This is a genomic window from Streptomyces sp. NPDC002032, assembly GCF_042890765.1.
Classification (GTDB): Bacteria; Actinomycetota; Actinomycetes; order Streptomycetales; family Streptomycetaceae; genus Streptomyces.
The window spans coordinates 1-18,037 of the sequence record NZ_JBIASM010000003.1 but is presented as its reverse complement, the minus strand read 5'-3'; the positions used below and the strand labels follow the sequence as shown (position 1 = coordinate 18,037).

Annotated in this window: 15 protein-coding genes and 1 pseudogene; 7 read left to right on the top strand and 9 right to left on the bottom strand. The window is 73.9% G+C overall.

Features of this window, described 5'->3' with window-relative positions; translation table 11 throughout:
- Positions 1 to 25 precede the first annotated feature (25 nt).
- Together ACFYYT_RS08190 and ACFYYT_RS08185 are read right to left on the bottom strand one after the other, a co-directional pair.
- Positions 26 to 1,690, bottom strand: coding sequence for an alkaline phosphatase D family protein (locus ACFYYT_RS08190; RefSeq protein WP_351821501.1), 1,665 nt, complete (start codon positions 1,688 to 1,690; stop codon positions 26 to 28).
- A 116-nt stretch (positions 1,691 to 1,806) separates the two neighbouring features.
- On the bottom strand, positions 1,807 to 2,553 hold the full coding sequence (locus ACFYYT_RS08185) for an HNH endonuclease family protein (protein ID WP_351821504.1): 747 nt from the start codon (positions 2,551 to 2,553) through the stop codon (positions 1,807 to 1,809).
- A 492-nt stretch (positions 2,554 to 3,045) separates the two neighbouring features.
- Between ACFYYT_RS08185 and ACFYYT_RS08180 the strand changes: the two genes are divergently transcribed.
- Entirely contained in the window at positions 3,046 to 3,627 is a 582-nt protein-coding gene (locus tag ACFYYT_RS08180; protein ID WP_351821506.1) for a TMEM165/GDT1 family protein, read from the top strand.
- A gap of 72 nt (positions 3,628 to 3,699) precedes the next feature.
- A complete protein-coding gene (locus ACFYYT_RS08175) occupies positions 3,700 to 4,287 on the top strand; it encodes a DinB family protein (protein WP_351821509.1) in 588 nt (195 codons plus the stop codon).
- 630 nt (positions 4,288 to 4,917) lie between these two features.
- Here ACFYYT_RS08175 and ACFYYT_RS08170 read toward each other — a convergent pair.
- Together ACFYYT_RS08170 and ACFYYT_RS08165 are read right to left on the bottom strand one after the other, a co-directional pair.
- A complete protein-coding gene (locus tag ACFYYT_RS08170; protein WP_351821512.1) occupies positions 4,918 to 5,595 on the bottom strand; it encodes an HAD-IA family hydrolase in 678 nt (225 codons plus the stop codon).
- Between the two features lie 132 nt (positions 5,596 to 5,727).
- Positions 5,728 to 7,212, bottom strand: a complete 1,485-nt coding sequence (locus ACFYYT_RS08165) for a peptidoglycan-binding protein (protein WP_351821515.1) — start codon at positions 7,210 to 7,212, stop codon at positions 5,728 to 5,730.
- Positions 7,213 to 7,340: 128 nt separating this feature from the next.
- Here ACFYYT_RS08165 and ACFYYT_RS08160 point away from each other — a divergent pair, with 128 nt between their 5' ends.
- A complete protein-coding gene (locus ACFYYT_RS08160) occupies positions 7,341 to 9,392 on the top strand; it encodes an MFS transporter (RefSeq protein ID WP_351821518.1) in 2,052 nt (683 codons plus the stop codon).
- 53 nt (positions 9,393 to 9,445) lie between these two features.
- Here the strand turns inward: ACFYYT_RS08160 and ACFYYT_RS08155 are convergent, their stop codons facing one another.
- Positions 9,446 to 9,916 (bottom strand): GNAT family N-acetyltransferase, encoded by a 471-nt coding sequence (locus ACFYYT_RS08155; protein WP_351821557.1) that lies wholly within the window; start codon positions 9,914 to 9,916, stop codon positions 9,446 to 9,448.
- Between the two features lie 232 nt (positions 9,917 to 10,148).
- Here ACFYYT_RS08155 and ACFYYT_RS08150 point away from each other — a divergent pair, with 232 nt between their 5' ends.
- Positions 10,149 to 10,544 carry a nuclear transport factor 2 family protein gene (locus tag ACFYYT_RS08150; protein ID WP_351821520.1) on the top strand — a complete coding sequence of 132 codons (396 nt, stop codon included), beginning with the start codon at positions 10,149 to 10,151 and terminating at the stop codon, positions 10,542 to 10,544.
- 167 nt (positions 10,545 to 10,711) lie between these two features.
- On the opposite strand, the gene ACFYYT_RS08145 is transcribed toward ACFYYT_RS08150, so the two are convergent.
- Entirely contained in the window at positions 10,712 to 11,047 is a 336-nt protein-coding gene (locus tag ACFYYT_RS08145) for an antibiotic biosynthesis monooxygenase (RefSeq protein WP_351821522.1), read from the bottom strand.
- Between the two features lie 128 nt (positions 11,048 to 11,175).
- On the opposite strand from ACFYYT_RS08145, the gene ACFYYT_RS08140 reads away from it, so the two are divergent.
- Positions 11,176 to 13,236: a bifunctional glycosyltransferase 87/phosphatase PAP2 family protein gene (locus ACFYYT_RS08140; protein WP_351821525.1), complete on the top strand. Its 2,061-nt coding sequence runs from the start codon at positions 11,176 to 11,178 to the stop codon at positions 13,234 to 13,236.
- Between the two features lie 45 nt (positions 13,237 to 13,281).
- Here the strand turns inward: ACFYYT_RS08140 and ACFYYT_RS08135 are convergent, their stop codons facing one another.
- Positions 13,282 to 14,241, bottom strand: coding sequence for a helix-turn-helix domain-containing protein (locus tag ACFYYT_RS08135; protein WP_351821527.1), 960 nt, complete (start codon positions 14,239 to 14,241; stop codon positions 13,282 to 13,284).
- Between the two features lie 107 nt (positions 14,242 to 14,348).
- Here ACFYYT_RS08135 and ACFYYT_RS08130 point away from each other — a divergent pair, with 107 nt between their 5' ends.
- Entirely contained in the window at positions 14,349 to 14,882 is a 534-nt protein-coding gene (locus tag ACFYYT_RS08130) for a PaaI family thioesterase (RefSeq protein ID WP_351821530.1), read from the top strand.
- Positions 14,883 to 15,133: 251 nt separating this feature from the next.
- Here the strand turns inward: ACFYYT_RS08130 and ACFYYT_RS08125 are convergent, their stop codons facing one another.
- Entirely contained in the window at positions 15,134 to 16,378 is a 1,245-nt protein-coding gene (locus ACFYYT_RS08125; RefSeq protein ID WP_351821533.1) for a cytochrome P450, read from the bottom strand.
- Positions 16,379 to 16,644: 266 nt separating this feature from the next.
- Here ACFYYT_RS08125 and ACFYYT_RS08120 point away from each other — a divergent pair, with 266 nt between their 5' ends.
- Entirely contained in the window at positions 16,645 to 17,814 is a 1,170-nt protein-coding gene (locus ACFYYT_RS08120) for a steroid 3-ketoacyl-CoA thiolase (protein ID WP_351821536.1), read from the top strand.
- A gap of 139 nt (positions 17,815 to 17,953) precedes the next feature.
- Here the strand turns inward: ACFYYT_RS08120 and ACFYYT_RS08115 are convergent.
- Positions 17,954 to 18,037 (bottom strand): annotated as a pseudogene (locus ACFYYT_RS08115) (lytic transglycosylase domain-containing protein); the annotation flags it as partial.

Sequence of the window (18,037 nt, the reverse complement as noted above, 5' to 3'; positions counted from 1 at the left end):
GTCCCGGGTCCCGCCGGGCGGCCGGCTACGGCGTGCCGCTGAGCTCCCGGTCCAGCACGGTCACCAGCCGGGCCGCCTTCCCCCGCCCCCCACGGGCCTGGTCCAGACGCAGCCGGGCGCCGCGGCCCGTCAGGGCCAGCGTCATCAGCTGGTTGCCGAACCACGGGCCCGCCGTACGCCGCCAGCTCAGGGGAGGCCGGCCCGTCCGGCCGTGCCGGGAGAAGCCGCGCCCCAGCCAGCGGCCCAGCCTCGACCAGCCGAGCCGGAATCCCCATGTGACGGCGGTGTGGATGGAGTTGTGCACCGGTGAGCAGGTCAGCTGGAACACGCGGGAGGTACTGGGTATGCGGGGCTCGGCCACATACGCATGATGGACGTCACCGGACAGGACGCAGACGGTCGCCGGAGCCCTCGGTCCCGTCCCCACCTCCTCGACGAGGTCGCTCAGGGCCGCGAACGACCGGGGGAACGCCGCCCAGTGCTCCAGATCGCTGCGCCGCCGCAGGTTCTCCCCGATCCGAGCCCAGCGCTCGCCGCGCTCGCCCCGGCACAGCGCGGCGTTCCACACTTCCGCGTCGTGGATCAGCGGTGGCATCAGCCACGGCAGGGAGGACCCGATCAGCAGGTGGTCGTAGTCCCCGTGCCCGGCGAGGGCGTTCTCCCGCAGCCAGGTTTCCTCGGCCGGGTCGAGCATGGCCCGGCCGTCCTCGGCGAGGACCCGGGCCGCCCGGGTGTCCACCATCAGCAGCCGGGACCGGCCGAAGTCCCGCCGGTAACTCCAGCGCACCGAAGCCGGATCGGCATCGGCCCGGGCCGCGAAGGCGCGCAGGGCGTCCGTGCCGTCCGGGGTGGCCCGCACCGCCGCGTACAGCGGGTCCGCGGCGAGTTCGGCGGGGGAGAGGTTGCCCAGGTGCTGGTACACCCAGTAGGACATCAGCCCGCTGAGGACGCGCTCCGGCCACCACGGGGTCGCCCGCATCTCCGCGAGCCACGCCGCGCTGGTGTTCCAGTCGTCGATGACGTCGTGGTCGTCGAATATGTGCAGGCTCGGGACGGTCGAGAGCAGCCAGCGGATCTCGGGGTCGAGCCAGGACTCGTAGTAGAGGCGGGTGTACTCCTCGTAGTCCGCGACCTGCGCGCCGGGCGGCTCGCGCAGGTCGCGCCGGGCCGCGAGCCACTGCCGGGTCTCCTGCGACAGGTGGTCGGCGTACACCTGGTCGCCGAGCAGCAGCAGGACGTCCGGCCGCTGCGCCTGCGGCTGCGCGGCGAGCTGCGCCGCGAGGGTGTCGAGGGCGTCTGCGCCGTGCGGTCCGCGCCGGCCCGCGGGCGGGGCGGCCTGCCGGCAGGAGCCGAAGGTGACCCGCAGTCCGGGCGCGGGCGCGCCGGGACGGCCGCCGACCGCCGGGGTGGTGATCGTGCTCGGCGGGAAGCCGCTGCCGGCGCCGGGCCAGACGGGGATCCCGTCGAGCAGCACCTCGTACGCCGTGGTCGTGCCCGGTGTCAGCCCGGTGACCGGCACCAGGGCGTAGTGGTGGCCGGCGACCTGGAAGGTGCGGACGCTGCCGGCGGCCCCGTCCGCGCACCGCACCTCGGCCGTGCACGGGCGGTCCGCCTCGACCCATATCGTGGCGGCTCCGCCCGTGTCCCAGTCGACGTAGCGCAGCAGTGGCCCCAGACGCAGTCCGGCCATGGAACTCCCCCTCCTCCGTGCCCCTTTGGATCACGGTACGGGGCGAAGGGCGTAGCCCGCCTCCCTCTCGCGGGGGAGAACGGGGGTGAATGTCCCCGGGAGGAGGGCGAGTGGCGTCAGCAGCCGTTCAGGACGTTCACCAGGGCCGTCTTCTCCCCGGAGTCCATGCGCAGGCCCCAGTACTGCTTGACCTGCACCCACATGCGCGCGTACGTACAGCGGTACGCGGTGCGCGGGGGCAGCCACTTGCCGGGGTCGAGGTCGCCCTTGGCCTGGTTGACGTTGTCCGTGACGGCTATGAGCTGCGGGCGGGTGAGGTCGTTGGCGAACTGCCGGCGCTGTTCGGTGGTCCAGGAGCTGGCGCCGGAACGCCAGGCCTCGGCGAGCGGGACCATGTGGTCGATGTCCACGTCGGACGCGGCGGTCCAGGTGGCGCCGTCGTACTCCGAGTACCAGCTCCCGCTGACGGCCGCGCAGGCCGCGTCGGTGACGACGTTCGCGCCGTCCCGCTTGAGGACCGTCTCGCGGGTGTTGCAGGTGCCGGAGACGGTGCTCCAGTGCGGGAACTGGTCGCGGCTGTAGCCGCTGAGGGAACCTTCCGCCGCCGGGGTCACCGTGTCGAGGTAGCTCCGGGCCGCGGCCGCGCTGATGGGGGCGGGCGGGGAGGCCAGGGCGGCGGGGGCGTTGACGAGCGAGGTGAGCGCGGCGAGGGCCACGGCGGACGCGAGGACGCCCGCGCGGGCGGTCCGGGTGGCGCGGCCGGGGCGGCCGGGACGGCCGGGGCGGACCGGGTGGCCAGGCCGGCCCGAGCGGTCCGCTTGACGCGCGTAGAAGGAGGGCGTGCGGAAGGACGTGAGGGCCATGAGGGCTCCCTGGATGCGGGGGGTGGCGGCCGTTCGGCCCCGGCGGGGCGCGGCCATGCTGGCGGCGCCAGATGTCTGGGGAACGGGCGCCAGGTGACAGGTTGCCGACATGAGCACGTCACATCAAGGGTGCCAACGGTCCCCGGCCACCACGCAGTTGGAATCCGGCCACGCGGACGGAGCGGATGGCCGGTGAAGTGGGGTCAAGCTCACATACCGGACGGGCTGGGGCCGGCGGGCTCCGTCGCGTACCCTGGACGGAGCAGAAGGGGAGTAGCTCTTCGCCGGACCGTCGACATACTGCTGGGTCACCCAGCCGGCGCCCGGAGGCAGGCCGCGTCAGCGGTCGGCCAGCGAGACCTTCGGCCGCAGTGTCCTGTCCGCGTTTACGCATCTCAGGGCGCCGCCGAGCCGAAGCGACCCCTGAAACACCCCAGGTCACGGTCTCTCGGTCCCGATGGCGTCCTGCCCGACCGATAGAGGTTCCACCCCGTGTTCAGCTTCACCGTCATGGCGATCGCCTTCGGCGTCGTCTTCCTCGCCGAGCTCCCGGACAAGACGGCCCTCGCCGGTCTGATGCTCGGCACCCGCTACCGCGCGTCGTACGTCTTCGTGGGCGTCGCGGCCGCCTTCGCCGTGCACGTCGCCCTCGCCATCGCCGCGGGCAGCGTGCTGACGCTGCTCCCGCACCGGCTCGTCCAGGCGGTTGTCGGCGTCCTCTTCCTCGCGGGCGCGGCCATGCTGCTCCTGAAGAAGAACGACGACGACGAGGAGGTCAAGGCGCCCGCCGACCAGTCCTTCTGGAAGGTCTCGGGGGCCGGCTTCATGCTGATCCTGGTGGCCGAGTTCGGTGACCTGACCCAGATCATGACCGCCAACCTGGCCGCGCGGTACGACAACCCGGTCTCCGTCGGCCTCGGCGCCGTGCTGGCGCTGTGGGCGGTCGCGGGCATCGGCATCCTGGGCGGGCGCACCCTCATGAAGTACGTGCCGCTGCGGCTGATCACCAAGATCGCGGCCGCCGTGATGGCGGCGCTGGCCGTGTTCTCGCTGTACGAGGCGATCGCGGGCTGACGGGGGCGTGGCGGCCGGGCGGGTTCCGGAAATCCCTTGCGGGGCTCCGGACCCGTGGGCACGCTCGCGGGCATGAGCACCTTCGCACCCGGGGACGCGCCCCGACCGGACCGTGACCGTGGTTTCGGCTGGTCCAACCTGTTCGTCCACCCCGACCAGGACGCCCGTTCCGGCGGCGGGTTCTCCGGTGAGCGGAAGGTCCTCGCGGGCTATCTGCGCGACCAGCGCCTCACGTTGGAGCTGAAGTGCGGGGGCCTCGACGCGGTGGCGATGGCCCGCCGGTCGGTGCGGCCCTCGGACCTGTCACTGCTGGGCCTCGTACGGCACCTCGCGGGCGTGGAGCAGAAATGGTTCCGCGGCGTCATGGCGGGCGAGGACGTACGCCGCCACTACCGCTCGGAGCGGGAGCCCGACGGGGAGTTCACCGGCGCGGTGGCCGATCCGGCGGTGGTGGCGGAGGCGTGGGCGACCTGGCGTGCGGAGGTCGCCTTCGCGGAGCGGCTGGTGGCGCGGGCGCCCGATCTCGGTGTCACCGGGGAGGTGGGCGGCGGGCCGATGGAGCTGCGCGAGGTGCTGGTGCACATGATCGAGGAGTACGCCCGCCACAACGGGCACGCGGACCTGCTGCGGGAGCGGATCGACGGGCGCGTCGGGCAGTAGCCGGCCGCTTTCGGGGTGCCCGGGTGCATCCCCCGCCCCGCGGGCCCGAGACCCGAACCGGCAAGGCCTGGCGGGGGCCGGGTCCGATGGGCCTCTACGGGGGTCGGGGCGGCGAAGCCGGTCGGACGGTCCGTTCGCGGCAGCTCTGGCCGGGTGGCTGCAGTCAGGCGGCCCGGTGGGCGGCACGGTGATGCGGCCGGGGCGGGGGTGGCCGGAGGGCGGCGGTCTTTCGGCTGGCCCGGCCAGGCGGCCGGGGTGCGGTGGTCCGGGCCGGGCGGTGCTGCGCAGGCGGGCGCCGGTGAGCCCCGTGGAGCAGCCGTTCGGGCGCCCGGTGCGGCGGCCCTGTCGGGGGTGGCGCGGCAGGTGGGGGCGCGAGCCGGGCGGCTTCGTCGGGCGGGGTGCGGTGGTCCGGGCGGGGGCGGCAGCGCTGAAGGGGCCCCGTAGCGGCCTGGGCCGAGCGGTCCGGTCGGGTGGGCCGGTTGGGGTCGACGGCCCGACCCGGCCCGGGCTGAGCGGCCGCGGGCGGGTGACCCGGTCGAGGGGTGACGGCTGGCCGGCCCGGGTGGCGCGGTTCGTGCGGCGACCGGATGCGCCGGGCCGGGGTGTGACGGTGGCCCGGTGGTGGTTCCGTCAGGGGGTGAGCGTCAGGCGGATCGTGCCGTCTTCGGCGGCTTCCACGCGGACCGAGGTCAGGTCGGGGACGTGGGCCGTCGGGCCGTACGCCGCCGCGCGGGGGCCGATGCCGATCACGCGCATGCCGGCCGCCAGGCCCGCGGCGATGCCGGCGCCGGAGTCCTCGAAGACCACGCAGTCGGCGGGGTCCACGCCGAGCTCGGCGGCGCCCTTCAGGAACCCCTCGGGGTCGGGCTTGCTGGCTCCGACGGACTCGGCCGTGACCCGTACGCGCGGCATCGGCAGGGCGGCCGCGGTCATCCGGGCGGTGGCCAGGGCGGCGTCGGCCGACGTCACGAGGGCGTGCGGGAGCCCGGCTATCGCCGCCATGAACTCCGCGGCGCCGCCCACGGGCACCACACCGTCGGTGTCGGCGGTCTCGCGGGCCAGCATCAGCTTGTTCTCGGCGTGGTTGAGCTCCATGGGGCGCTCGGGGAGCAGGATCGCCATCGTCGCGTAGCCCTGGCGGCCGTGGACCACCTTGAGGGCCTCCTCCGGGTCCAGCCCGTGGGACAGCGCCCACTCGCGCCAGCAGCGCTCGACCACCGCGTCGGAGTTGACGATGGTGCCGTCCATGTCCAGGAGCAGGGCCCGGGCGGAGAGGACGACGGGGGCGGTGGTGGTGCTGGCCGGCATCGGCGGGGCTCCAGACGGGGCGGGAAAGAGAACAAGCGGTTCCGTCCGCCGGTCAGGGAATACGGACGGAACCACTTTGTTCCTACACGATACAAAACGCGGGGCGGTGCGCGCCACCGTGCGCGGAGTGACCTATCCCTCCAAGGCGCGGCGGGTCGCCGGCCCGTAGACCCCACGCGGGTCCTCGTAGACGCCGTTGTAGTACTGGAAGTCCTCGACGGCGTGCTCCACGGAGCGGCCGTACCTGCCGTCGACGCGGCCGCGGTAATAGCCCTGGCTCGCCAGCAGCCGCTGGAGCTTCTCCACCTCGGGGCCGGAGTCCCCGGAGCGCAGGGTGGCGGCCTTGGCGGGGGGCGGCGGCGGGGGCGGTGCGGGCGTGGGGCTGGTGGTACGGGTGCGGCTCGGAGAGGGGGTGGGCGGCGGGGCGGAGGTCCGTGACGCGGAGGCGCTGGCGCCGGCCGACGGGGACGAGGACCGCGACGGGGTCGCGTCGGCGTCGGCCGACGCGGACGGGGTGGCGCCGGTCGGCGTCGGCCCGGTGGGTCCGTCCGACGGGCCGACCGGAGCCGCGGTGATGGCGGGGGCCGACGGTTTGGGGTCCAGCAGTACGGCGTCGCCGTCGCCGGAGCCGGTGAACAGCCCGAGCGCCAGGGCCACCGCGGTGGCGGCCACCACGACGACCCCACCGGCGATCAGCGGCACCAGCCGGCGGGGGCGTCGGGGCGGCGCGGAGCCGGCGTGGGGCGGGCGCGCGGGGACGGCACGCAGCTGGACCGTCTGTTCGGCCACGGGTATCCCGTACGCGGGTGTGTCGGCCCCCCGCGCGCCGTACCCGGGGCCCGGGCCGGGCGGAACGGGGGGCAGCAGCGCGGTCGGCGCCTCGCCCGTCGGCGCACCGGACCCGGAGCCACCCGGCTGCCGGTAAGCGGCATCGCCGCCGCCGGGCTCCTCGTGCGCGTGCGGGCTGCGGCTGTCCCGGACGGTTGCATGCGCCTCGGAGGCGTCCGCCCCGTCGGGCCCCTGCCCGGGCGCGGGCGCCGGCGGCCGGAACGGCGCTCCGGAGCCCGGCTCGGCGGTCTGGTACGCGGCTTCGGGCGCCTCCGGGACGGGCCAGCGGGCGGCCTCGTACCCGGGAGGGGAGGCGGGGCCGGGCGGCGTCGGGCGCAGCGGCCCGCCGGAGCCCGCCGCGGTGGGGTGGTAGGCCGTTTCGGGGCCGGGCGGGCCCGGCCGCGACGTGGCGTCGGGTGCCGGCGGCGTGGGTCGGTAGTCCGCGTCGGGCGCGGGCGCGGGCGGGGCGGGCCGGGTCGCCGAGTCGGGCGCGGGCGGGCCCGGGCGGTGTGCCGAGCCCGGGGCGAACGGCGTCGGCCGGTAGGCGGCGTCGGGCGCGGGCGGGGCCGGGCGGTGTGCGGAGTCGGGCGGCGCCGGGCTGGGCTGGTGCGGGGTCTCGGGGGTTGCCGGGGCGGGCCGGTACGCCGAGCCCGGGGCGGACGGCGGCTGGGGTGGGGCGGGGTGGGGGAGCGGGGCGTAGGGGCGGATGCGGAGGGGGTCGTATCCGCTTGGCCCGCACGTGCAGTCGGCGCGCACGGCGCCGCAATCCGGACAGCGCTCAGCGCTCACTGCTACCCCTCCCCTGGCCACTGCCTGCGATTATGCAGACCCCTCGGGCCCCGCCCAACCGCCCGACAGGCCATAACCGGACACACCGCTCAGGATGGATGGTGCTGATCCTGCCTGAGGAGGACCCGATGGCCCAGGATGTCACCGATCCCACCGTGGAACCCGGTCCCCGTACCGAGCACGCCTCCCGCGAGGTGCTCGTCTCCATCGGAGCGCTGCTGCTGGGCCTGCTGATCGCCGCGCTCGACCAGACCATCGTCTCCACGGCCCTGCCCACCATCGTCAGCGAGCTCGGCGGCATGGAGCACTTGTCCTGGGTGGTCACCGCCTACATGCTCGCCTCCACCGCGGCCACCCCGCTCTGGGGGAAGCTGGGCGACCAGTACGGGCGCAAGAAGCTGTACCAGTACGCCATCGTGCTGTTCCTCATCGGCTCCGCGCTCTGCGGCATCGCCCAGAACATGCCCCAGCTCATCGGGTTCCGCGCCCTCCAGGGCCTCGGCGGCGGCGGGCTGATGGTGCTGTCGATGGCGATCGTCGGAGACATCGTCCCGCCGCGCGAACGCGGCAAGTACCAGGGACTCTTCGGTGCCGTCTTCGGCGCGACCAGCGTCCTGGGGCCGCTGCTGGGCGGCCTGTTCGTGGACCACCTGTCCTGGCGGTGGGTGTTCTACATCAACATCCCCATCGGTCTCGTCGCCCTCGTCGTCATCGCCGCGGCCCTGCGCATCCCGGCCCGCTCCTCGAAGCACACCATCGACTACCTGGGCACCTTCCTCATCGCCTCCGTCGCCACCTGCCTCGTGCTGGTCGCCTCCCTCGGCGGCACCACCTGGGCCTGGGGGTCCAGCCAGATCATCGGCCTCGCCGTCCTCGGCGCGGTGCTCCTCGTCGCCTTCGTCCTCGTGGAGCGCAGGGCCGCCGAACCGGTCCTGCCGCTCAAGCTGTTCCGCATCCGCACCTTCACCCTCTGCTCGGTGATCAGCTTCATCATCGGCTTCGCGATGTTCGGCGCGATGGTCTACCTGCCGACCTTCCTCCAGGTCGTGCGGGGCGTCTCGCCGACCATGTCGGGCGTCCACATGCTGCCGATGGTGTTCGGCCTGCTGATCGCCTCCACCGGCTCCGGCCAGATCGTCAGCCGCACCGGGCGCTGGAAGGTCTTCCCCATCCTCGGCACCGCCGTCACCGCCATCGGCCTGCTCCTCCTGCACCGGCTGGAACGCACCAGCTCCGACTGGGAGATGAGCGTCTACTTCTTCGTCTTCGGCTTCGGACTCGGACTGGTCATGCAGGTGCTCGTCCTGGTCGTGCAGAACGCGGTCAGTTACGCCGACCTCGGTGTCGCCACCTCCGGTGCCACCTTCTTCCGCTCCATCGGCGCCTCCTTCGGCGTCGCCATCTTCGGCACGATCTTCACCAACCGGCTCGGCGACAAGCTGTCCGCCGCCCTCGCCGGAGTCCCGCTGCCACCGGCCGCCACCCCGGAGCGGCTGGAGGCGGACCCCCGGGCCATCGGCGCGCTCCCGCCCCGGCTGCGGCCCGCCGTCCTCGACGCCTACTCCACGGCCATCACCGACGTCTTCCTCTACGCCGTACCCGTGGTGCTGCTCGCCTTCGTGATCTCCTGGTTCCTCAAGGAGGACAAGCTCCGGGCCTCCGTCACCGCACCCGACGTGACGGAGACCCTCGCCTCCAACCCCGTCGAGCGCACCTCACACGAAGAGGTCGCCCGCGCCCTGTCGGTGCTGGGCACCCGCGAGGGCCGCCGCCACGTGTACGAGAAGATCACCGCGACAGCGGGCTTCGACCTGCTCCCCGCCGCCAGCTGGCTGCTGCTGCGGATCAAGAAGTACGGTTCCGCCGATCCCGCGGTGCTCGCGGAACGCACCGGCGTGCCCCTGCGGGTCGTCACGGACGCCGGCCGCCAGGTGGAGGAGCGCGGGCTCGCCGCCCGCGAGGGGCTCTCGCTGGTCCTGACCGACCGGGGCCGTCAGGCGGCGGGCCGGCTCTCCGACGCCCGTCAGGAGTCCCTCGCCGAGCTGCTCGGTGATTGGTGGGGTCCCGAGCGGCCCACCGACCTGATCAAACTCGTCGAGGAACTCAACCGGGAGCTGTGCGGTTCCGACGCCGAGGAGCCCTACGACACCCTCCCGCGCCGGGACCACTCCGCCCACTAGCCCACTAGCCCACTAGCCCACTAGCCCACTAGCCCACTAGCCCCCTGAATCCACTAGCCGGCCAGCGGCTTCTCGAACCAGTGCTGGGCGTACGGGCCGGAGTTGTAGGCGGGTATCTCGTGGTACCCGTGGCGCGCGTACAGGGCGCGGGCCTCCACCAGGTCGCTGCGCGTGTCCAGGCGCACCCGGGCCGCGCCCAGCGCGCGGCCCGCCTCCTCCAGCGCGCTGAGCAGGGCCGCCCCGCCGCCGGTGCCGCGGGCGCGCGGGTCGACGTAGACCCGGGTGAGCTCGGCGGTGCCGGGGTCGAGGAGACGTATGCCGCCGCAGGCCAGGGGCTGTCCGCCCCACCGCCCGACGACGAAGACGCCGGTGGGCGCGGCCAGTTCGTCCGCCGGGTCGTCCAGCATCCCCTGGTCGATCTCGGCCTCGGTGACCGGCCGTTTCCAGTACCGGCCGGCGACCTCCGCGTAGTACGCGCGGCGCAGGGCCGTGGCGTCCGGAGTGGTGAAGGGTTCCGTCGTCATCTCCCAGCGGGGGGAGGCCGTCTCCCCGCTGGGAGGGGTCGCCGCCGTTTCCCGGCGGGTGGTCGTCGTAGCGGGCGTGTTCCTCATCAGGTGTTCCGTCATGGCGCCAGTGTGGAGCGTCCGCCGGCCTTCTCGCGTGGAATATCCACAGGCGCGGACCGATGATGGGGAAAGGTGAATATCGGATGTGCGCGCAGGACTGAACCACGTGTCAACGGAGGTGTGAACGGTCATGTCGGAGCACCCGGACTGTGCCCTGATCCGCCGCGGCTACGAGGCCTTCGGCCAGGGCGACATGGAGACCATGAGCACGCTGATGACGGCCGACGTCATCCACCACGTGCCCGGCAACAGCCCGCTCTCCGGGCACCACAAGGGGCGGGACGCCGTCCTCGGCCTCTACCGGCGGATGGGCGAGGAGACCGGCGGCACCTTCCGCGTCCGCCTGGACCGGGTCCTGGCGGACGGCCGGGGCCACGCCATGTCCTTCCACACCGCCACCGGCGACCGCGGCGACCGCGGCATCGAGATCCACGAGGGTCTCTTCTTCACCATCATCGGCGGCAAGATCACCGACATCGACCAGTGCACCCAGGACATCGACGAGAGCGACGCCTTCTGGAGTTGACCCGAGGGCCGAGGGCCGAGGGCCCAGGGCCGAGAGCCACGGCTCACGGGCCACGGCTCACGGCTCACCGGCCACGGCTCACCGGCCACGGCTCACGGGGCGCGGGTCAACAGCCGAAGGGGCCCGGGGCGGCGCGCCGCCCCGGGCCCCTTCGCGTCACCGGCGGCTCACGCCTGCTTCGGCGCCGCCTGCTGCACGACCTCGAACGACCACACCTGGGACCCGGACGCCGCCGGCTTCGGCCGCTCGCCGCCGCCGCCCGCACCGCCCCCGCCCTGGTGCGCCGCCTTCATCGGACCCTCCATCCACGCCTGGAAGTCGGCCTCCGAACGCCACCGCGTGTAGACCAGGTACTGGTCGGTGCCCTCGATCGGACGGAGCAGCTCGAACCACTCGAACCCGTCCGAACCCTCCACGGACCCCGCCCGCGAGGCGAAGCGCTGTTCCAGGACTTCCCGCTGCTCGGCGGGCACGGTCAGTGCGTTGATCTTCACGATGCTCATGGACGCCATCCTAGGGATCGCCCGGGGGATATCGTCGTCCGGAGGTAATCAACCGGTGCATCGTGCGCGGCAGCCAGGCGAAGCCGGGGTTGCGGTCGGCAGGACGCGGGGCGGGAGGACGGCGAGGCGTGGCGAACGCGGCGGAGCACGGCGGTGCCAACGGACATGCCGGTGTCATAGGCGGTGGCGGCAGACTCGGGGCGGCCCGGTTCGTGCTGTGGGCCCTGGCGGCCGTACTCGCCGTCAGACAGGCCGCCGCGGTGCTCAGGACGCCGCCGGGCGAGTGGCTCAGCGACTTCCACCTCCCCGGCGGCCCCGGCAGCCTGCCCGGCTCCCTCTACGACGCCGGCCAGTTCACCGGCACGCCCTTCGCGGGGCTCGTCCTCAAACCCCTGGTCGCGCTCGCGGCGCCGTCCCTGGAGGTGGCCTGGACCTGCGTGACCCTGCTGTTCGTCGCCGCCGTCGGGCTGGTGGCCGCGCGCGGGCTGCCCGATCCCGTGCCCCGCCGGACCGCGCTGCTGGCCGCGCCGGGGCTGGTCGCGCTGATGATGGTCTCGCTGCCCGTCCGCGAAGCCGCCTCCCCGGGGCAGACCGCCGTCCTGCCCGTGCTGCTGGTGCTGCTCGCGTTCTTCCGGGTGCCGGGGGAGCGGCCTTCCGGGTTCCTCGTCGGCCTCGCCGCCGCCCTCCAGCCCGCCCTGCTGTGCTTCGCGCCGCTGCTGTGGCTGACCGGGCGCCGCCCCACCGCCAAGGCCGCCGCCGTGACCTTCGCCGGCGCCACCGCGCTGTCCTGGGCGTCGCTGCCGCGCGACTCTTGGACGTACTGGGTCGAGCACGTGGCGGGCACCGGCCTCGGCGGCGCCCCCGACGGGCCGGCCAACCAGTCCGTGCACGGCGCCCTGCTGAGGCTCGGCCTGAGCGGCCCCGGCGAGGTCCTCCTGCACCTCGCCCTCGCCGCCGCCCTCGCCTTCGTCGGCCTGCGCCGCGCCGCCCGCTACGCCCGCGACGGCCAGCTGCTGCTCGCCGTCGCCGTCACCGGCTGCGTGGCCGTCGCCGTGTCCCCGACCGGCTGGCGCCACCAGCTGCTGTGGGTGCTGCTCGCGGTGGCCGGCAAGGTGGGCCGACGCGCCGCCGACCGGCCGGTGTGGCCCGTGGCCGTGGTGCTGGCGATGACCCTGCCGAGCGCCGTGCTGCTGCCGAACCTGACCGCGCTGGCCCCCGTACGGGACAACGTGCTGCTCCTCGCGGCCGTGGCGGCGGCCTGCGCCGTGCCGTTCCTGCCGCGCTCGTCCCCGTACTGGCGCGAGCCCGTGCCGACGCGCTACGGGCGCCCCGCCGCCGCGCGCTGGTCGCGCGTGCCGCTGCTGCCGTTCTGGCGCCGGGTGCTGTCCCGCCCGAACCTGCTGCTGGAACTGCTGCTGATACGGGTCGGCTACTCGCTCTACTCGCACATCCGCGCCGCCGCCCCCACCAGCCGCACCCTCGCGGAGGACAACGGGAGCCGGATCCACGCGATCGAGCGGGCGCTGGGCATCGACATCGAACACGCCGTCAACCGGGCCGTGGTGGACACGCCCTGGCTGGAGGCGTTCTTCAACTTCTACTACACGTCCTTCCACTTCGTCGTCCCGCTGGCCATCCTGGCCGTCCTGTACTGGCGCCGCCCGGCGGACTACCGCTGGGCCCGGGCCTCGCTGGGGCTGGCGACGGTCATGGCGCTGGCCGGGTTCTGGCTCTACCCGCTGGCCCCGCCGAGGCTCATGCCGGACCTCGGCTTCGTGGACACCGTGCACGGGGTGCAGGACTTGGCGAACCCCTCGTACGGGGCGATGACCGCGATCTCCAACCAGTACGCGGCGATGCCCTCGCTGCACTTCGGCTGGTCGCTGTGGTGCGGGACGGTGATCGTGGTGCTCGCGCCGAAGGGGTGGCAGAAGCTGCTCGGCGCGCTGCACCCGCTGATCACCGTCTGCGCGATCGTGGCCACCGCGAACCACTGGGTGCTCGACGCGGTCGGCGGTGCGCTCGTCGTCGGCGCCGGGTTCGGGCTGGTGCACGTGCTGTCCGGGCCGCGCCGCCTGCGGCTGAGCCTGCCCGGGCCGCGGCCCGGGGCGGGGGAGGCCGGAGCGGCGGGGGAGGCGGGCGAGGCCGGAGAGCCGGTACGCGCCCCGGCCCGCTCGGGGCGGGCCTGAGCCGCCCGCCCGCCCGGCGCAGGCTGAGGACCGCCGACGCCCCGCCTACGGGCGCGGCGGCCTCGGGCCCGCGCCGGGGCGCCGCCGCAGCAGCGTGCGCAGCGGACCGGGGCTCTCGTAGCCGACCCGCCGGGCGACGGCGGCGAGCGGCAGGCCGGTGGTGCGCAGCAGGTGTTCGGCCTGCTCGACCCGCAGGTCCTGGACCAGCCGGATCGGGGAGCAGCCGAGCGTACGGGCCAGGGTGCGCTGGAGGGTGCGCTCGCTGACGCCGAGGTCGCGGGCGGCCTCCGCGATGGACAGGGGGCCGTCGATCCTGGCCCGGACCCACTGCTCGAACGCGGCGACCAGCGGCTCGTGCCGGGCCATCGCGCCGGGGATCATGTACGCGGCCTGCGAGGGCCGGTCGTCGACCACCAGGTAGTGCCGGACCAGGTCGGCGAGGGCCGGGCTGCGCGTCCCGACGACGGACAGCGCGAGGTCGAGGTGGCTGAAGGCGGCGCCCGCGGTGGTGACCCCGTCCGAGGTGGTGACCATCCGGGTCTCCTCCAGCGTCACCCGGCGGTAGCGGTCGCGGAACACCGGCGCGAGCCACCAGCTCGTCGTGGCCCGCAGCCCGTCCAGCACTCCGGACTCGGCCAGCAGGAACGTCCCCGTACAGGAGGAGGCGAGCGGGGTGCGCCGCTCGCGGGCCGCGGCCAGCAGCCGGCGCGCGGAGCGGTGCGCGGGCGAGGCGACCGCCTCCAGCAGGGCGGCCGGCCGGCGTTCCACGAGGGCGGGCAGGACGAGGAGCGCGGCGTCCTCGGCGGCCGCGGCGGGCTCGGTGTCGATGCGGTGGCCCAGCCCGGTGCGGACGTGGCGGCGCACGCCGACGGTGCTGATGTCGAAGGCCGGGGGCACGGCTCCGGCGAGCTGCCCGCGCAGCGCGTTGGCGGTGTGCAGCACGTCCAGGACGGCCGAGATGCCCGAGTCGAAGACCCCGTCGAGGGCCAGTACGGCGACTTTCACCCGGCCACCCTAGCCGCGCCGGCGCGTCGCCCGGCTGTCGGAATCGGTGCGGAACGCGCCGGATCCGACACTCGTCCGGTGGGGCCGCGCTGCCTAGGGTCGATGGCATGACCACGTACGAGACACCCGCCGCCGCCCCCGCCGCCGCCCCCGCAGCCCTGCGCACCCGGACCCACACCTGGCAGCCGCGGCCCGACCTGACCCCGGAGATCCTGGGCATGAGCGGGCTGGAGGTGCTCCGGGCCGCCCTGGAGGGCACGCTGCCCGCCGCCTCGATGATGAGCACGCTGGGGTTCCGGCTGACCGAGGCCGACGAGGGGCGCGTCGTCTTCGAGGGCGATCCGGGGGACCATCTGCTCAACCCCATGGGCACCGTCCACGGCGGCTTCCTCGCGACCCTGCTGGACTCGGCGCTGGGTTCGGCGGTGATGACGCGGCTCCCGGCCGGTACGGCCTACACCACCGTGCAGTTGGGCGTGCACATGATCCGCCCGGTGCTGGCGGACACCCCGGCGCTGCGCTGCGAGGGCACGGCCCTGCACGTCGGGCGGACGACGGCCACCGCCGAGGCGCGCGTGGTCGGGACCCGCGACGGAAAGCTGTACGCGCACGGTACGACGACCTGCGCGATCCTCCGCTGACAGCGGAGCCGGCGGCCGGGCGCCGGTCGGCAGCCGGGTGCTGGTCGGCAGACGACAGACGACGGCCGGAGGGGCGCCGGGGCCGCGGAGGCCCCGGCGCCCCTCCGGGTGGATCGCCGCGTCCTGCCAGGATCGGCCGGGCACCGCGATCCCGCCACTCGGGGAAGCCCGCCGGGCGCCGGGAGGGACCAGCGGACGGCAGGGGCCGGGGGCGTGGGAGGTGGACGGCCCCTGCCGCCCTGGACCACGGGTCAGCGGGCGCTGACCCGGAGCTCCTTGATGCCGTTGAGCCAGGCCGCGCGCAGCCGGCGCGGCCCGTCGGCGGCCAGGCGCAGGTCGGGCAGGGCGTCGGCCAGGGCGTTGAAGATCAGGTCGATCTCCATGACGGCCAGGGACTTGCCGAGGCAGAAGTGCGGTCCGCCGCCGCCGAAGCCGAGGTGGGGGTTGGGGTCGCGGGTGATGTCGAAGAGGTCGGGGTCCTCGAAGACCTCGGGGTCGTGGTTGGCGGAGGAGTAGAACATGCCGACCCGGTCGCCCGCCTTGATCTTCTGGCCGCCCAGCTCGGTGTCCTGGGTGGCGGTGCGCTGGAAGGACACCACGGGGGTGGCCCAGCGGACGATCTCCTCCGCGGCCGTCGCCGGCCGGGTCGCCTTGTAGAGCTCCCACTGCTCGGGGTGGGTGAGGAAGGCGTGCATGCCGTGGCTGATGGCGTTGCGGGTGGTCTCGTTGCCGGCGACGGCCAGCAGCAGGACGAAGAAGCCGAACTCGTCGGAGGCCAGGTTGCCCTGGCCCTCGGCGGCCACGAGCTGGGAGACGATGTCCTTGGCCGGGCACTCCTTGCGCTCGGCGGCCAGGTTCATGGCGTACCCGATGAGTTCCATCGCGGCGTTGGCGCCGACCTCTTCGGTGATGGCGTACTCGGGGTCGTCGTAGGCGATCATCTTGTTCGACCAGTCGAAGATCCGGGACCGGTCCTCCTGCGGTACGCCGATCAGTTCGGCGATGGCCTGGAGCGGGAGTTCGCAGGCGACCTGCGTGACGAAGTCGAAGCTGCCGTCGGCCGAGGCGGCCACGGCCTCCTCGGCGATCCGGCGGGCCCGGTCGCGCAGGGCCGCCTCCAGTCCGCGGATGGCCCGGGGGGTGAAGCCCCGCTGCACGATCTGGCGTACGCGGGTGTGTTCCGGCGGGTCCATGTTCAGCATGATCAGGCGCTGGGCATCGATCTGCTCGCGCTGGATGTGCTCGTTGAAGCGGATGATCGCGGTATTGGTGGTGGAGGAGAACAGCTCCGGATGCGTGGAGACGTACTTGACGTCCGCGTGCCGGGTGACGGCCCAGTAGCCCTCGTCGTCGAAGCCGGTGACGCCCCGCCGCTGCGGGCACCACCACACCGGCGCGGTCTGCCGCAGCTGGGCGAACTCGGGGAGGGGGACCCGGTCTTGGAGGAGGTCCGGATCGGTGGCGTCGAAGCCTTCGGGCAGCGCGGGACAGGGCATCGGGCGACTCCATGGTCTGGCGAAGGACTGACGGCCCATCAGAACAAGTTGGCCTGAAGGTAGTAACGAGTTCTAGAAGTGACAAGGGCTCCCGCGCCAACTGTTGCGTGTGGAATCCGTGTAAGCCGCGTGCAAGACCCTTGCGTGGTGGGGGTCCAGGTCATAAGACTGCGGGGGAGAACTAGAACGCGTACTAGTTCGGGACGGGGCGCCGGGACGGCCCGTCCCGTCGGCGCTGTACAGGACGTGCAGGAGAGGACGAGCTCATGGCCGCGGAACCCGTCATCGTCGAAGCCGTACGCACCCCCATCGGGAAACGCGGGGGCGCCCTGGCCAACCTCCATCCCGCCTACCTCCTCGGCGAGACCTACCGCGAACTGCTCGCCCGTACCGCGATCCAGCCCGACTGCGTCGAACAGATCGTCGGCGGCACCGTCACCCACGCCGGCGAGCAGTCCATGAACCCGGCGCGCACCGCCTGGCTCGCCATGGGGCTGCCCTACGAGACCGCCGCGACCACCGTCGACTGTCAGTGCGGCAGCTCCCAGCAGGCCAATCACATGGTGGCCAACATGATCTCCGGCGGGGTCATGGACATCGGCATCGCCTGCGGGGTCGAGGCCATGAGCCGGGTCCCGCTGGGCTCCGGCTCCAAGCACGGCCCCGGCAAGCCCTTCCCCGACGAGTGGAACGTCGACCTCCCGAACCAGTTCGAGGCAGCCGAGCGGATCGCCCGCCACCGGGGACTGACCCGCGAGGACGTCGACCGCCTCGGCGTGCTCTCGCAGGAGCGGGCCGCGGCCGCCTGGGCCGAGGAGCGCTTCAAGCGCGAGACGTTCGCCGTCCAGGTCCCCACCACCGAGGCCGAGCAGGCCGCCGGGCAGGGCATGTGGCGGCTGGTCGACCGGGACGAGGGCCTGCGCGACACCAGCATGGAGGGTCTGGCGCGGCTCAAGCCGGTCATGCCCACCGCCGTGCACACCGCCGGGAACTCCTCCCAGATCTCCGATGGCGCCGCCGCCGTGATGTGGGCCTCGCGCAAGATGGCCCGCGCCCTCAAGCTCAAGCCGCGCGCCCGCATCGTCGCCCAGACGCTGGTCGGCGCCGATCCGCACTACCACCTGGACGGGCCGATCGACGCCACGCGGGCCGTGCTGGGCAAGGCCGGGATGTCGCTGCGGGACATCGACCTGGTCGAGATCAACGAGGCCTTCGCCTCCGTCGTCCTCAGCTGGGCCCAGGTCTTCGACCAGGACCTGGAGAAGGTCAACGTCAATGGCGGCGGCATCGCGCTCGGCCACCCCGTCGGCGCCACCGGTGCCCGGCTGATCACCACCGCGCTGCACGAGCTGGAGCGGCGCGACAAGGAGTTCGCGCTGATCACCATGTGCGCGGGGGGCGCGCTGGCGACCGGCACGATCATCCAGCGCCTCTAGGCGGCCTCCGGGCCGCCCCCCTCCGGGGCGCGCGCCGGACAGGAACCCAGTGGGATGGGAAAGCCGAAGGCCCCGGTGGCCGGCCTGGGGAGGCCGGCCACCGGGGCCTTCGCACGTGCGTCGCTCTGCCGCTGGTGGCTTAGTACCAGTGGTGGGACTGCCAGAAGTTCCAGGCGCCGACGGGGCTGCCGTAGCGGGAGTTCATGTAGTCCAGCCCCCACTT

Bases quoted from the DNA above. Each gene is read 5' to 3' on its own strand.
- ACFYYT_RS08125 (WP_351821533.1), bottom strand. From the start codon at position 16,378: ATGCCCTGTCCCGCGCTGCCCGAAGGCTTCGACGCCACCGATCCGGAC.
- ACFYYT_RS08190 (WP_351821501.1), bottom strand. From the start codon at position 1,690: ATGGCCGGACTGCGTCTGGGGCCACTGCTGCGCTACGTCGACTGGGAC.
- ACFYYT_RS08150 (WP_351821520.1), top strand. From the start codon at position 10,149: ATGTCGGAGCACCCGGACTGTGCCCTGATCCGCCGCGGCTACGAGGCC.
- ACFYYT_RS08145 (WP_351821522.1), bottom strand. From the start codon at position 11,047: ATGAGCATCGTGAAGATCAACGCACTGACCGTGCCCGCCGAGCAGCGG.
- ACFYYT_RS08170 (WP_351821512.1), bottom strand. From the start codon at position 5,595: ATGCCGGCCAGCACCACCACCGCCCCCGTCGTCCTCTCCGCCCGGGCC.
- ACFYYT_RS08130 (WP_351821530.1), top strand. From the start codon at position 14,349: ATGACCACGTACGAGACACCCGCCGCCGCCCCCGCCGCCGCCCCCGCA.
- ACFYYT_RS08185 (WP_351821504.1), bottom strand. From the start codon at position 2,553: ATGGCCCTCACGTCCTTCCGCACGCCCTCCTTCTACGCGCGTCAAGCG.
- ACFYYT_RS08155 (WP_351821557.1), bottom strand. From the start codon at position 9,916: ATGACGACGGAACCCTTCACCACTCCGGACGCCACGGCCCTGCGCCGC.
- ACFYYT_RS08160 (WP_351821518.1), top strand. From the start codon at position 7,341: ATGGCCCAGGATGTCACCGATCCCACCGTGGAACCCGGTCCCCGTACC.
- ACFYYT_RS08120 (WP_351821536.1), top strand. From the start codon at position 16,645: ATGGCCGCGGAACCCGTCATCGTCGAAGCCGTACGCACCCCCATCGGG.
- ACFYYT_RS08175 (WP_351821509.1), top strand. From the start codon at position 3,700: ATGAGCACCTTCGCACCCGGGGACGCGCCCCGACCGGACCGTGACCGT.